Here is a 15,261-nt window from a genome sequence, read left to right as displayed (position 1 = left end):
GATATGATGAAGAAACTGATTGGAGCAATGCTCGGCGCGGCGCTGGTATTCGGAGCGGCGTCCTGCGACAACAGCCTGAACGACAAAGAGGAGCCCAAGGAAGGCGTAGCTCTCGAGATCGCCGACGGATTCTGGTGGAACACCACCATCGACGTATCGTCGCGCGGAGAGTCCGAGATCTTTTTGACCATCAGCTCGAGCGGCAATCCCCAGTATCCCGCATTCGGCGAGAACATGTCCGCCTACAACGCCGAGGGAGTGGTGTATTACGAGTGGGATTCCGCGAACAGCCTTTTCCAGCAGAGCCAGAGAACCGACAACCCCGCGGCTGAGTCCGAGGCCGGCAAGCTGAAGATCTTCATCTATTCGCAGGCGAACCCCGTTCATGTATGGGCCTTCCTCGAAGACGAGACCAATCTGACCGGCGGAACCTGGCCTGGAGTGGCGATGGAATCGGCGGCCCCCGCTCTCGAGACCATAACCATCACCGGAATCACCGTCCGCAACGCCAGCGACTACGAAGACGAAATTCTCTATGTGCTCGAAGCATGGCTTCCCGATAATGCATGGGGCATCGATACTCCGAACACCATCACCGTGGATAACGGAACCGGTACCCGCACCTTCGCGACCGCCGCTGAAATCGACGGAGAAACCATCGCCATCCAGATGATCAACGACGACGGACTCGCAGAGGACGGCGTAACAGCGGAGGCCATCACCGCGGAAACCTTCTGGGCTGAACCTCACAAGGCATGGGCGAACACCGTAACGGTTACAAACCCTCGCGACGGAGAATCCTATGTTCTCGTAGCGGACTTCTCGACCGGTCTTTTAACGCTCGAGTAATTCGCATCTAGTCCGTAAACCCTTGGCCGTACCGGATCCGTCCGGTGCGGCTTTTGAATGTCGCAACCCGGTTGCGGCATTCAAAAGCCGTTTTGAACACAGCGTTTGCGAGTTCGAACGCACAGGATAAGGAGATGATATTGAAATCAATCAAGTTCGCCTGCATCGCCGTTTTAGCCGCGAGTCTGGTTTCTGCTTCCTGTTCCAGCGATTCCTCCGCGAAGCCGGGCGAACCGACCGACGGCATCGATAAATCGTATCCTGTTTTTACTCCGATCGGCGGTTTTTACCGCGAAGCTCAAACCGTCTCTATTTCAAACGCGTCCGGCGGGGCGATTCATTACACCCTCGACGGCACAAAGCCGACAACCGATTCCGCAATATATTCCGCTCCGTTCGCGGTAAGCAAAGCGTGCGTGATCAGAGCTCTCGCCGTGCAGAGCGACGGAAGCTTCGCGTACGCTCAGACCGCCTTCGACTTCGATCTCGACCGTTCGACGGACTATGCCGGTACCGTTCTGGATTCCCCGAACTGGCGGGACAAGGTGATTTATTTCCTGTTGACGGACCGGTTCTACAACGGCAATGCGTCGAACGACGACGACGGCGACGGTTTCGACGAAACGACCCCCTTCGCCGGACAGCCCGAGTCGGGCTTCAACGGCGGAGACCTCGCGGGTGTCCGGCAAAAGCTCGATTACATCAAATCCCTCGGCGCCGACGCGGTGTGGATAACGCCTCCGGTGAAGAATCAGGTTTCCGAAGGGAACTACCACGGATACCACGGATACTGGGCCTCGGACTTCACCGAGACCGATTCCCATTTCGGCTCGTTAAGCGAATATCAAAGCTTGGTGAACGACGCCCACGAAAAAAATCTCTATGTGATTCAGGATATCGTCGTAAACCATACGGGCGACTTCATGAAGATTACGGCTCCCGTTACGGAAGAGCTCATGAACGCGGGAACTCTTCCTTCTTCCGTATTTTCTTTGAACGCGAACTCGGTTCCGGCTTCCGCTCCTGACCAGCTGCCCTGGAAGTTCAACGATCCGAACCTTCTGACCGTAGACGAATTCAAGAACTCGTCTTTCTATAACTTCAAGCCGTCGATCACCGATTATACCGATTCCTCGCAGCTTCTTACCTGGCAGATGAGCGACCTCGACGACATGAATACCGACAACCCCGTTGTTCAGAATCTGCTGCGCGGATATTTCCGCTACTGGATCGACAAGGCCGGAATCGACGGATACCGCATCGACACGGTCATGTATGTCGACCCCGCGTTCTTCGAAGGCTTCATAAACTCGACCGAAGCGGACAACCAGGGCGTGCGGGAATACGCCAGGCAAAAGGGCAAGAACGACTTCATCACCTTCGGCGAGGCCTGGAGCATCGACGAAACCGTCGTGTCCTCGTATTCGAAAAACAGGCTTACCGGAGATCCGCGCATCGATTCGATGATCTACTTCCCTTTGACCTTCGCCGTGCGCAACTGCCTTTCTTCCGGCTCCGGGACCCGCTCGATTTCCTCCGTGCTGAACAACCGGTACACGGTCAAGGTCGGCTACCGCGATCCCGACCGAATGGTCACCTTCATCGACAACCACGACATGGACCGTCTGATAATGAACACCGACCCAGAGCTCGTGAAGGCTGCCTACGCGCTTATCATGACCCTGCCGGGCGTTCCCCAGATTTACTACGGGGCCGAACAGGGCCTCTCCGCCCAGCGGCCCGCCATGTTCGCGGGCGGATTCGAATGCGATGCCGACGCCTTCGACGAAACAAGCGAATGGTACTCCTTCTTCAAGGACGTCATCGCGCTCCGAAAATCGCACGACGTGTTCCGCTATAACCGGACGACCGTCCTGAAGGACACCGTCGGAACCGGCGGCCTGCTCGCCTACGCCCTTACCGGCCGCGATCCTGCGGACTCTGCCGTTACGCTTGAACGGGCCGCCGGGACGCGCGCTCTCTTTGTTATGAACAATTCCGAGGCCGAGCAGGTGTTCAACGTCGAGCAGAATATTTTCCTGAAAGGCGATTCTCTTTCCCTTCTTCAGCCGTCTTCCCCGGGCTACCCGCAGACTCTTACAGCGTCTTCAGACGGAGCCCTGTCCTTCATCGTTCCGGGGAAAAGCTACGGCGTGTATATTCTGGACAGCCTCGACGGAACAAGTGAAGACACGAGCCATGCAATCGAATTGACCTCGTCTTATACGGAAGTCTTTACCGGCGACGCGATATCCGTTTCGGGAACTTCAACCCACGCAGGAACAGTTAAAATCGTTAAGAACAACGATTACTCGAACGCCCAGGAATTTACCGTTACGGCCGGTGCCTTCCAGCTGGACTGCGGCATCGCATCTCTATCGAACGGCACCAACTACGTCGAAGCGGTGTTGCTGGCAGCGGACGGCGCGGTCGCGTACTCCTCGCCGGTAAGCTTCAAGATCGACAGGCCGTTCGTCGAGCGAGCCGCTGCTTCAGATCCCGTCAACGACGATACGGGTCCTGCCGGATATTCGTACGGTATGCCGACGACGACGATCCAGCCCTACGACGGCCAGATGGACATTACCGGAGTGTCGATAAAAACCTCCGGAACCGATATGCGAATAGAAATTTCCACGCGCTCCATGACCAAGGGCTGGAACCCGACGATCAACGCCTTCGATCACGTGATGTTCACCCTTTTCTTCGCGAAACCCGGATCGACTGAGGGCTGCTCCGTGCATCCTCGCCAGAACTACACCCTGCCCGGCGGTTTCGCCTGGGACTATATGCTGAAGGCTGAGGGGTGGGGCTCGTCGTTCTACTCGTCTCAAAACGCTTCGGCAACGGTAGACGGAACCTCGGTTTCGCCCTCTCCGACGAGCGAGGTCGACTGGTCCGGCATAGAAGGCACGAGGGCCGAGCCGGGAAAAATCGTGTTCGTCGTAAAAGGAGCCTCGCTCGGATATCCGGCAAGCCTCGACGGCTGGAAGGTGTACATCAACACCTACGACTACGACACGCAAAAGCTCAGGGGCATGGGAATGGAAAGCTCCGAGTGGAAGTTCAGCGGCGGCAATCTGGAAACCGATCCGCTGGTGATCGACGAGACTGCCGCGTTGGAGATCTCGCTGTAGCCGGGAATATGTTGTTCAGTAAAGCCGGCCGCATACGCCGCAAGCGGACGGGCGGCTTTTCATGATAGTGAAAGAACACTGTGCAAGAGCGTTCTTCAGGCCGGGGGAAGCGCGGAGCGCGCTTCCTCCTTTTTCTTTATTTCGGGAGGATTGCATGAGTTATCGTTTGCGTATGCGTTTATTCGGTTTGGCGGCCGCCCTGCTGTTTTCTTCGGGCTTCATCGCCTGTTCCGGCGGTTCAACGGCGGCCGATCCGGACGCCCCGGCCTACGATCTGCCGGCAGTTTCGTCCGAAGTCGCCTCAGGCTATCTTCGCGTGAACTTCAAGCCGACCGTCGCGGGATCAGGCTTTACCGTCTGGGCCTGGGAGGATTTCGACGCGGCAGTGATTGGCGCGTGCAAAACCTGGCCGAAGGGAATTCCCTTTACGAATTCGAACGGGGACTTCATCTGCGTAGATCTCAAGCTTGCCGAATCTCCGGCCCTTCTCGGGATGATCGTCATCGGGCCTTCCGGCTCGAAGGCCACCGGAAACTCCGACGTCAAGCTCAACTTTCCGCAGAAGTACGACGAAATTTACCTCAAGCAGGGAAGCGGTACGATATACGTAAACTCCGCGATGACCCAGGTCGCTGCGGGATTGGTTTCCGCCACGATTACAGGAACCAGCGAAATAACGCTCGATATTTCGGGTTCGCTCGCCGCTACTGCCGAAAACCTGATCGTAACAGACGGCGACGGCGGTGTACTCTCCATTGCCTCTATTTCAGGAAAAAAAATAGATCTCGGCGGAGTCGATTTTAAAACGACGAGAAATCCGCCGTACACGGTGTCTCTCAAGGACGGCGAATACACCGACACGGTGACCGCGGTTCTCGACGGAAGCCTCCTGGATTCATGGTTCGACGCGGGAGCCGTAGCGGATCTCGGTTTGACCCTCGCGGGAACGAGCGGAACCTTCAAGGTGTGGGCCCCGCTTGCAGGCGACGTCTCTCTTTTAATGTGGGGAGAAACGACGGAGTTCGATCCCGGCTCGGCGGCCGCAGTAGCCATGGAATTCGACGGAGCGACGGGAGTATGGACGGCAGCGTCCGTGGACGTGAGCGGAAAAGTCTGGTACCAGTACGCGATTTCAAACGGAGCCGAAACAGCCTACGTGTGCGACCTTTACGCCCGCGCGGCTTCTCCCGATTCGGTCGCCGCTCGCATAACCGACATTTCTTCCGACCCGGAAACAATGCCCGCCGGATGGAGCGCCTCGTATCGGAATCCCTTCGGCGCGAACGGAACGGAAGCGAAACCCTACACGGAAGCGGTGATTTACGAAATGCACATCCGCGACTGGTCGCGCGCTTTCGTAAGCGACAGCACCGGAAAATTCCGGGACATCACTGCTGCGCTCAACGAAACCGGCGGAAAGTTCTACGAGCATCTGCGCGACCTGGGCATTACGCACGTGCAGATTCTGCCGTCCTTCGATTACGCGGAAACCAATTCGAACACAGCCTACAACTGGGGATACAATCCCTACCACTACGATGTTCCGGAAGGCCGCTACGTCGATTACGAAGGAACGAACGACGGACGAAAGGCCGTTCTTCAAATGCGCGAAATGGTTCAGGCCTTCCACGACGCGGGAATCGCGGTGAACCTCGACGTCGTGTACAATCACACGAGCGGCACGCAGAAGGGATCACTCTTCGATCAGACCGTTCCCGGCTATTACTACCGCATGACCTCGACCGGCTCCTACTCGAACGGTTCAGGCTGCGGAAACGAGACCGCTTCGAACACCCGCATGTTCAAAAAGTACATGATCGAGTCCCTCCTCCACTGGATGAACGAGTATCACATGAACGGCTTCAGGTTCGATCTGATGGGCCTTCATGAATCTTCTACGATGAAGGAAATATACGAAGCGCTTTCCGCGGTAGACCCCAACGTCATGGTGTACGGCGAGCCCTGGACCGGCGGAACTTCGGCTGTCGTAAACGGCGCGACGAAGGCGACCATCGACAACAGTTCCGCCTCGGCCTTGGTGAACGGCGTGGCCTGCTTCAACGACGACTACCGGAACGCGATCAAGGGAGCGGAGTTCGGCGGCTTCAAGAAAGGCCACGTGCAGGGAACCTTCTCAGACGCCGCGATTATCAGCGGCCTCTCCGGTTCCCTCAAGACCGACTCCTATGCCGGCGGCTTCACCGCGAAGATCGGACGCTCGATCAACTACGTCGAATGCCACGACAACTACACCCTCGCGGACAAGCTCGCGATCTCCCTCGCCGGCGGAATTTCCCAGTCGGCGTGGAAACCCTACGCGAGCTTTACCGCCGCCCAGCAGGACGAACTGCGTGCCCAGAACAAGCTCGCCGCCGCCTACGTCTTCCTCGCGAAGGGAACTCCCTTTATCAACGGGGGCCAGGAATTCCTGCGCACAAAAAAAGGCGACGAAAACAGCTATTCTTCTCCCGACGCGATCAATGAAATCGACCTGAGTTTGAAGTCGACCTATTCCGACGTATACAAGGTGTATAAGGGCTTGATCGCCTTGCGGAAATCAGCCGGCTCAAGCTTCATGGGCGAAACCGCCGCGTCTGCTTCAACGGTGAACTCGGTTTCCGGCTTTACCCGCTACGAGACCGGGGACTATCTCGTGTTCTTCAACGCGACCGCAGCCGCGCAGACGCTCCCCGGAGACGCTGCTTCCTGCACCGCGCTTGTTTCTGTCGACACCGGCGTTCCGGTTGAAACCGCGGATATTCCGGTCTCGATTCCGCCCAAGAGTTTCCTCGTCTTAAAGAAATAACCTGTACCGGGCTCTCCCATAGGGAGAGCCCGGTGTTTTTTGGCCATAATCAGGAGTTGCTTCATGTCTTCCCTCTTTTCCCGTTTTCGTTTGTCCGCGCTCGCGGTTCTGTTTCTCGGCTTCGCGTTCGCGTCCTGCGCGTCGCGCGGACCGGCCGTCGATTCCGCTTCGACCGCCGCCGTCTCCGCGCCTTCGCCGGCTGCCCGCCCGGCGTCCGGCGAAGCCGCCGACCCCCGGCTTTTCGAGTGGACTGGCGACCCGGACTACCGGAGCCCGCGCCATGCGGAAATTCGAGCGAGCTCGCTGGCAAACCAGGCGAAGAATCTTTCGCCGAAGTGGCAGGAGGACTCGGTGTTCTACCACATCTGGGTGAAGTCCTTCAACGACTACGACGGCGACGGGGTAGGGGATTTCCGGGGAATCACGGCGAAGCTCGATTACATCAAGAACGATGTCGGGGCTGACGCGATATGGCTTTCTCCCATATTCGACTGCGCGGGAAAGGGCGGCGCTCCCGGATACAACATGCACGGCTACGACACGGTCGACTATTACGAAGTCAACGAATATTTCGGAAACATGGAACATCTGGAAGAACTTCTGCGCGAAGCTCATTCCCGGGGCATGAAGGTGATTTTCGATTACGTTCCCAACCACACCTCTTCCGCCCATCCGTGGTTTCTTCTTTCCTCCCGGCGCGATCCGGAAAAGCAGGATTGGTACCTGTGGAGCCGCGAAAAGCTGAACTGGGCTCCCATGGGGAATTCCGCGACCTGGCACCGGAACATGGACCGCGGCGAGTGGTACTACGGCGCCTTCTGGTCGGGCATGCCCGACCTCAACTACCGCAACCGGGAAGTCCGCGAGGAAATGAAGAACGTGGTGCGCTTCTGGCTCAACAAGGGCTTCGACGGCGTCAGGATCGACGCGGTCCGCTATCTGGCCGAAGAAGCGGACGAGTCAGGCAGGGTGAGCCTCGCCGGCTTGGTCGACACCGAACCGACTCATGATTTTTTCGAGGAACTGCAGGAAGAAGTGGTTTCGCGCTATGCCGAACTGGGCCATCCGAAATTCATGATCGGCGAAGCATGGATTAACAATAATCCGTCGCGGCTTCAGCGCTATTTCGGCGCGAACGGCGACGCGGAATTCGACGCCCTCTTCGATTTCGACTTTTCCAACGCGGTCGCCATGGGCGTGCGTTTCAGGAATACGGGAATCTTCCGCTACGGCGCCGACATTCCCGACGAAGCCGCCGCTCGCACGTCGTACGGGGTGTTTCTCAGCAATCACGATAACCTGTCGAGCCGGCCCGGAACTATCTTCAAAACCGACAGGGAGCTGCGGCTCGCTTCGTCCCTGGGTCTCCTTTTTCCCGGGATTCCGTTTTTATATTACGGCAACGAAATCGGGCAGAAAGACGAGCCGGGACTCGGCGGCCAGGACGTCCGCCTGCGCTTTCCCTTCGACTGGTCTTCTGCGCAAGCCCAAATCGCCGATTCGGCCTCGCTGCTCGCTCTTCACCGCCGTCTCATAGCGCTCAGGAACGCGCATCCCGCCCTCCGCAAGGGACAGAGGATACTCCTTCCGGGCGTGACGTCTGCCGAAACCGGAGAGACGCTGCCGCAGACGGGCGCGTGGGCCCTCGTGCGGGGTTCGGATATTCTGATCTGCGCGGTCAACCTTTCGCTCGCGGAAATCCCCGCGGTCAGAATCGATCTTGAGCCGGTTTTTACGCAAACAGGCCTCTCTCCCGCGGCGATCAAAGCGATGAGCCCTGAGTTTCCTGAAACCGCTGCTGCTCTGTCCCCGAGAGGAACCATCGCCGAATTCAAAAACCTCGGCGCGCAGGACTTTCAGCTCTACTCGATGCAAACGGAATAGGCGGTTTATATATGGAAGAAAAACGCGAAATATCGTTGTCGCCGCATAAAAAGGCTCGATGCCGCCGGTTTTGGGCGCCCGTCTTCTGCCTGTCGGTTTTCGTTTTTGCGTCGTGCGGAAACCTTAACGACGCCCGGGAGAAGGATGCGCCTGCGGCGGGCTTGTTCGAAATGTCGGGATCGGCCGAATACGCCAGTCCCCGCCACGTCGAAGCGGCGAGCGATGCTCTGTCGAATCAGGCTGAAAATCTGTCGTCCGACTGGTACATCGATTCGTCCTTCTATCACATTTGGGTGAAGTCCTTCTATGATTCGGACGGCGACGGTTGCGGCGACATTGCCGGCATAACGGCGAAGCTCGATTACATACAGTACGAGGTCGGCTGCGACGCCCTGTGGCTGTCCCCGATTTTCGACTGCGCCGGAAAGGGCAAGGCTCCCGGCTACAACATGCACGGCTACGATACGGTCGATTATTACTCGATTAATCCCCTGTTCGGCGACGAATCGGACGTGGAAGCCCTCCTGGAGGCGGCTCACGCGCGGGGCATGAAGGTTATTTTCGACTTTGTGCCCAATCATACGTCTTCCTCTCATCCCTGGTTTATGGATTCCGAAACGGGGACAGAGGAAAAAAAATCCTGGTATCTGTGGAACGCTTCGGCTCTTTCATGGAACCCGATGGGTTCGGCGAACACCTGGCACAAGAACCTTTTCAGCGGCGAGTTTTTTTACGCCCCATTCTGGGCGGGGATGCCGGATCTTAATTACCGCAACCGTGAAGTCCGCGAAGAGATGAAAAACGTCGCCCGGTACTGGCTCAACAAGGGCTTCGACGGCATGAGGATCGATGCCGTTCGCTACCTTGTGGAGGAAGCGGACGATTTCGCGGATACCGAGGCGACCCACGCGTGGTTTCGCGAGTTGCGCTCGGAGGTCGTCGATCGTTACGGGGTAACGAGCGGGGGATCGCCGAAATTCATGGTCGGAGAGGCCTGGATTACCGGGGACAGAGCAACCTTGAACTCGTATTTCGGCACTCAGTCTTCCCCTGAATTTCACATGCTCTTCGATTTCGAATTCGCCGGAAAACTCGGGAGAACTCCCGATCTCGCTCCGCAGATACCGGGAACCCCGGTTTCCTACGCGGGTTTTTTAAGCAATCACGATAATTTCGCGGATCGCCCCGCTTCACGCTGGACTGATGCGGAGCTTCGCCTGAAAACCGCCCAGTCTCTGCTGCTTCCCGTGGTTCCCTTCGTATATTATGGGAACGAAGCGGCTCTTGAAAACGACGCAGCCTATGGAAACGGGGACATCCGCCTCAGACAGCCCTTCGATTGGCCTTCCGCCGGGGGACAGAGCAGCGACCCCGATTCCGTATTGTCCCTGCACCGCGCCCTGTTGCGGCTCCGCTCGCGGTTCGAATCCCTCCGGAGAGGCGCGTATACCCGTCTCTCCGCTCCGGAAGGATCCACGAATCCGTACGGCGTCAGCGCCTACGCGCTCAGCCTCTCTCCTGACGGCGCGGGCGAACAGCAAACCCTCGTTTGCGTTTTCAACAGCCAGTACCGCCAGCGGAATTCAGGCGTTTCCTTCGACCTTTCCTCTGTCCCCGGTCTGCAATTCTCTGATTCGGAAACTTCCTCTTCGTTCGCGCCCGCGACTCTGGCGGGCCGGCCTTCATCCGCTTCGGTGGATTTCATTGCTTCCGCGGGACAGAGCAACCCGCTCAAATCCCGGTTCTTTCAGTAACCGGTCTGGGCCCCTGCGCCTTCCGCGTCTACCTTGTTTCCGGCGCGATCCCGCAAGAATTCGCGGGCGCCCTCCCTCTTTATTCGTATGAACACGCCATCCCGGAAACCGACGACCCGGATCCCGCCGTTACGGATCCCGCTCTCGGCACCCTCTATCTGCGGGGCAGCATGAACGGCTGGGGCGCGGACGCGATGGCCGGCAAAATCGAAAACGGCGACGAGGTGTGGTCCGTCACGATGTTTCTGAAGGGCCTCACCCGGTATGAGTTTAAATTCGAAACATCCGGCGGCACGGTATGGCAGGAAAACTGGGGCGAAGGCGGTGTCGCGGACGGTCCGAACATACAGTGGACCTCCGGTTCCGAAGGTCTCTACGACATTTCCGTCCGTTTCGGCGCCGACGGGTCTTTTTCCTGGACAGCGTTCCCGCAGGGTTCCTGAAATACCGTAAAAATGTGCAAATTCCGCGTGAATTTCGTTGCACATTTTTCGGAACTGCGGTTATACTTCAGTAAACCGGTTAAGCAAACCGGTTTATTAAAAGGGTTTACTGAACCGTTTAACCGCAGAACGCAGGGTCGCGGATGACGACTAATCCGGACTTTCTACCTATATATCTGGAGGCTTTCGATTGAAATTGCCCGTATACGTACCTACTAAAACATTCTCCGCCTTTGGCCGGGCCAAAGCCGTTCTTTTAAGCTGTATTCTATTCGCCGTCTTTTTCGCCGCTTCCTGCGGAACCTCGCCGTCATCGTCATCAGGCAGCCTTGCTTCCGCTGCGGCAGGCAAGGGGTCCGCCTCGGACTCCGCCGTACCCGGCTCGTTCGAAAACGCGGCTCCCTCAGGGCTTTCCGGGGTAATCCGCCTCAGGGAAAAGCTCGACGTCAAGGACGATGAGCTGGCGATTTTCTACGTTCGCCCGGACAAGAACTATGAACCCTGGGCTCTGTGGCTGTGGGCTCTTCCCGGCGGCGACGGCAACGCGGCCTGGCCGAAAACCCAGAACTGGAAGGTTCAGGACGGCATCGGCTATATGCGCTTCAAGCTCGACGGCTCCGATCTCGGCGTCAAGCCGATCGGTTCGCAGGGTCAGTTCGGCATGATCGCCCGCCAGAAAGGCGGCTGGACCAAGGACGGAGACGACGACAGGCTCTGGGATATCGCGCTGTCGAACAGCGTCGTTATCTTCTCCGGCGACTCGAACGTATACGCCGCCCGCGACTATAAGCCCAAGGCCCTCTCGGCCGCCCTTTCTTCGCTTACCGAAATTCAATTGACGCTAAGCGGGCGATACGGCCTCGATATCGACGGCGGCCCTTCGGGTTTCTCCGTATCGTCGCCTTCCGGAAAAACCTGGCCGATAGCCCGCGTTTCGAACGCCGAATTTCCTGATGATCCTTCAAGGAACAACGCGCGCCGCGTCGTCATAACCCTTGCCGGAGAAGCGACTCTCTCCGAACCTCTCATTGTATCGAATCCGGTTTTCGAAGGCTCGAAGGCGGTGGATTCGTCCCGCCTGGCGATAACGCTCGCGGAGAAAACCCTTCCATCCAGGGACCAACCTCTCGGCGCGCGCTACGATTCCGCCCGGAAATCCGCGAGCTTCGCGCTTTGGGCTCCGACCTCTTCCGCCGCCGTGTTGAATCTCTACGCCGGGGCCGACTCCGCCTCTCCGGACTACCGCGTCCCCATGGCCTTCGACTCCAGGCAGGGAATCTGGACGGCGTCTTTCTCGGAAAAAGACCCCGAAGGCTATTTCTACGATTATACGCTGACGAACGCCAAGGGCTCCGCGACGGTTCTAGACCCGTACGCCCGATCTATGGCCGCCTACCGCAACGAAGGCGGCAGCGGCCGCGGCGCCGTGGTCGACATGGGCTCGAAAAAAGCGCAGCCCCGCGGATCTTCGCCGGCCGGCTTCGTAACCCTCAAGCAGCGCGAGGACGCGGTCATTTACGAGATGTCCGTCCGCGATTTCACGATCAGTCCCGATTCGGCCGTAGAGCAGGAAAAGGGCACCTATCTCGCCTTCATCGAAAAAATCCCCTACCTGAAAAAGCTCGGGATCACCCACGTTCAGCTCATGCCGGTCGTCAATTTCTACTTTACCGACGAAACCGACAAAGCCTACGAGGGCTCGGGCCGCGTGTCCGGGAATAACTATAACTGGGGCTACGATCCCCACAATTATTTCACTCCGGAAGGCTGGTACTCCTCCCGCCCGGAAGATCCCTATTCCCGCGTCGCTGAATTGCGCACTTTGATAGAAGAATGCCACAAGGCCGGAATCGGAGTCCTGTTGGACGTCGTCTACAACCATATGGCCAATACATCCTTTCTTGACGACATCGTGCCCGGCTATTATTTCCGTACGAACGCCCAGGGCAAGCTTACGAGCAATTCAGGCTGCGGAAACGACGTAGCGACCGAACGGGCGATGGCACGCCGGCTCATCGTCGATTCGGTGAGGCACTGGGTTTCCGAATACAAAGTAGACGGCTTCCGCTTCGACCTCATGGGATTGATGGATACCGTCACGGTGCTCGAATCCTGGGAGGCCGCCCGGGCGATAAATCCGAACTCCCTTTTCGTCGGAGAGGGGTGGAAAATGTACAATGGACCGGTCGGCACCGCCGGCATGGAACAGGCCTACATGGGCAAGACTGATTCTGTTTCAGTGTTTAACGATGAAATCCGCGATCTGTTCAAGGCCGGCGGCTTCAACGAACAGGGCAGGGGCTTTCTGACCCGCCAGGGGCCGAACACGGAAAAACTCTACCGCAATATTCTCGGCCAGCCTCAGTCAAACTACCGTGCGGACGATCCCGGCGACAACCTTCAATACCTCGTCGCCCACGACGGCCTCACCCTCAGGGACGGCATCGCCCACAACGCCAAGCTCGATCCTGCGGATCCCGCCCAGCGCGCGGAGCTCGTCAGCCGAATCAAGCTCGGCAACTTCGCCCTTCTTACGTCTCAGGGAATAGCCTTCCTTCACGGAGGACAGGAACGGGGCAGAACCAAGCCCAACGTCTCGAAGGAAAAGAACGAAACGATCGGCGCGTATGTTCGCAACAGCTACGATTCCTCGGACGACATCAATCAGATCGTTTGGACTCTCGGCGAGGGCTTCGAAGGCCTTCCCGAATATACGGCCTCCCTCGTAGAGCTCCGCAAAAAGTTCGACGTGTTCCGCATCGGCGACATGGCCCGCGTGAACGCCTCGGCAGCTCTGCTTCCCTGTCCGGAAGAGAGCCGGCTAACCCTTGGATACACCCTTGCGCACGGCGACTCGGTGTGGATCGTGCTCATGAACGCTGAAGCCAAACCGATGACCTTCGATCTCGGGAGCCTCTCCGCAAAAGACGCGGTCGTTTACGCGGACGCGGCCGGAGCCCATCTCGAGGGAGCGAAAAAGCCCGCGGGAGTTTCCGCGGCGGATTCAACAGTGACCGTGGACGGTTTGACCGGCGCAGTGCTCCGCGTAAAAAAGTGAGCGGATTCGCCGCGGCCGCGCGGCCTCAGACAATGTAATTTTCGGCATCGTCTTTCGACGTGCCGTTGATAGAGTTTTTTTTCAGGAGGAGAGAAGAATGAAAAAGATCGCAGCAATTTTGACAGCGGCAACCCTGCTCGCCGGAGCGGCATTCGCTGCCGGCGGCGCAGACGGCGCCAAGGGCGGAAAGGTAACGCTCAAGGTATGGGAATCGGAAGGCGTAGAAAAGGATTTCATCCTGTGGGCTGCGTCCGAATTCAAGAAAACGAATCCGAACGTTTCTGTCGTGTACGAGCCGGTCGGCCTGGTCGACTCGCGCGCCAAGATCGAACTCGACGGACCCGCGGGCGTCGGTGCGGATATCTTCGTTGCGCCCCACGACCATCTCGGCGCCCTCATCAACGGCGGCCATGTTCTTGAAAACGTCGACCCCGACTTCGCCTCTAAATTCGTAGACGCGGCCGTTATCGGCTCCGCCTACAACGGAAAGATCTACGGCTATCCCCAGGGAATCGAAACCTACGCCCTGTTCTACAACAAGGACATCATCAAGACCGCTCCCAAGACCTGGGAAGAAGTCGAAGCCTTCGCCAAGACCTGGAACAACAAGGCAGAGAACAAGTACGCCATCGTCTGGGAAGTAGCGAACGCCTACTTCGACTACATCTTCATGGGCGGTTTCGGCGCTCCCCTGTTCGGACCGAACGGAAACGACCGCAAGCAGCACAACATCAACAGCTCAGGCGCTGTCGCGGGTCTCTCCTATTTCCAGAAACTCCGCAAGACCATCCTCGACGTTCCCTCTGCCGACATGAGCGGCGACTTCTGCAACTCTTCGTTCGTGGAAGGAAAGGCTCCCATGATCATCACCGGACCCTGGAAGATCAGCGACTACACCAAGGCTAACCTCAACTTCGGCATTGCGCCGATCCCCGTGTTCCCCGGACAGAAGACCTCTCCCGCGTCCTTCTCCGGCATCCGCCTCGCCTTCGTAAGCGCGTACACCAACTACCCCGCGGAAGCCACCGCTTTCGCCCAGTTCCTCACCTCGAAGGAAATTCTTTCCAAGCGCTATGAAATGACCAAGCAGATTCCCCCCCGCAAAGACATCGTCATCAACGATCCTCTGAGCGCCGGAATCCTGGCCCAGGCCCAGTTCGCCACTCCCATGCCGACCATTCCCCAGATGGGAACCTACTGGTCTGCAATGGGCGCCGCGTTCGCCAGCATCTGGGACGGAGCGGAAGTCAAGAAAGAGCTGAACTCCGCCGCCGCCGCGATGGAAGCCGCCAAATAAATCATTCGGCGGGATTTTCTTCCCGCCCGGGGG

Annotated in this window: 8 protein-coding genes; all 8 read left to right on the top strand. The window is 58.0% G+C overall.

Annotated elements, in window-relative coordinates:
* Positions 1-3 precede the first annotated feature (3 nt).
* The 8 genes from K7J14_RS13830 (at position 4) to K7J14_RS13795 (ending at position 15,228) form a co-directional block, all read left to right on the top strand.
* Positions 4-849, top strand: coding sequence for a hypothetical protein (locus K7J14_RS13830; protein WP_230757588.1), 846 nt, complete (start codon positions 4-6; stop codon positions 847-849).
* Between the two features lie 140 nt (positions 850-989).
* Positions 990-3,986, top strand: a complete 2,997-nt coding sequence (locus K7J14_RS13825; RefSeq protein WP_230757587.1) for an alpha-amylase family glycosyl hydrolase — start codon at positions 990-992, stop codon at positions 3,984-3,986.
* Between the two features lie 154 nt (positions 3,987-4,140).
* Positions 4,141-6,792, top strand: coding sequence for a pullulanase-associated domain-containing protein (locus tag K7J14_RS13820; protein ID WP_230757586.1), 2,652 nt, complete (start codon positions 4,141-4,143; stop codon positions 6,790-6,792).
* 63 nt (positions 6,793-6,855) lie between these two features.
* Complete coding sequence (locus K7J14_RS13815; protein WP_230757577.1) at positions 6,856-8,676, top strand: alpha-amylase family glycosyl hydrolase; 1,821 nt, start codon at positions 6,856-6,858, stop codon at positions 8,674-8,676.
* 11 nt (positions 8,677-8,687) lie between these two features.
* Positions 8,688-10,430, top strand: coding sequence for an alpha-amylase family glycosyl hydrolase (locus K7J14_RS13810; protein WP_230757574.1), 1,743 nt, complete (start codon positions 8,688-8,690; stop codon positions 10,428-10,430).
* 170 nt (positions 10,431-10,600) lie between these two features.
* On the top strand, positions 10,601-10,873 hold the full coding sequence (locus K7J14_RS13805) for a hypothetical protein (RefSeq protein WP_230757572.1): 273 nt from the start codon (positions 10,601-10,603) through the stop codon (positions 10,871-10,873).
* A gap of 190 nt (positions 10,874-11,063) precedes the next feature.
* Positions 11,064-13,931, top strand: a complete 2,868-nt coding sequence (locus K7J14_RS13800) for an alpha-amylase family glycosyl hydrolase (protein WP_230757569.1) — start codon at positions 11,064-11,066, stop codon at positions 13,929-13,931.
* A 97-nt stretch (positions 13,932-14,028) separates the two neighbouring features.
* Positions 14,029-15,228, top strand: coding sequence for a sugar ABC transporter substrate-binding protein (locus K7J14_RS13795; RefSeq protein ID WP_230757566.1), 1,200 nt, complete (start codon positions 14,029-14,031; stop codon positions 15,226-15,228).
* Positions 15,229-15,261 lie beyond the last annotated feature (33 nt).

This window comes from Teretinema zuelzerae (genome assembly GCF_021021555.1).
In the GTDB taxonomy this organism is placed as follows: Bacteria; Spirochaetota; Spirochaetia; order Treponematales; family Treponemataceae; genus Teretinema; species Teretinema zuelzerae.
The sequence above is the reverse complement of the archived record's forward strand: the minus strand, read 5'-3'. Positions and strand labels throughout refer to the sequence as shown.

What these genes read in the sequence shown, in the direction of transcription:
- K7J14_RS13830 (WP_230757588.1), top strand. Translation starts at nt 4, where the DNA reads ATGATGAAGAAACTGATTGGAGCAATGCTCGGCGCGGCGCTGGTATTC.
- K7J14_RS13820 (WP_230757586.1), top strand. Translation starts at nt 4,141, where the DNA reads ATGAGTTATCGTTTGCGTATGCGTTTATTCGGTTTGGCGGCCGCCCTG.
- K7J14_RS13815 (WP_230757577.1), top strand. Translation starts at nt 6,856, where the DNA reads ATGTCTTCCCTCTTTTCCCGTTTTCGTTTGTCCGCGCTCGCGGTTCTG.
- K7J14_RS13810 (WP_230757574.1), top strand. Translation starts at nt 8,688, where the DNA reads ATGGAAGAAAAACGCGAAATATCGTTGTCGCCGCATAAAAAGGCTCGA.
- K7J14_RS13805 (WP_230757572.1), top strand. Translation starts at nt 10,601, where the DNA reads ATGAACGGCTGGGGCGCGGACGCGATGGCCGGCAAAATCGAAAACGGC.
- K7J14_RS13795 (WP_230757566.1), top strand. Translation starts at nt 14,029, where the DNA reads ATGAAAAAGATCGCAGCAATTTTGACAGCGGCAACCCTGCTCGCCGGA.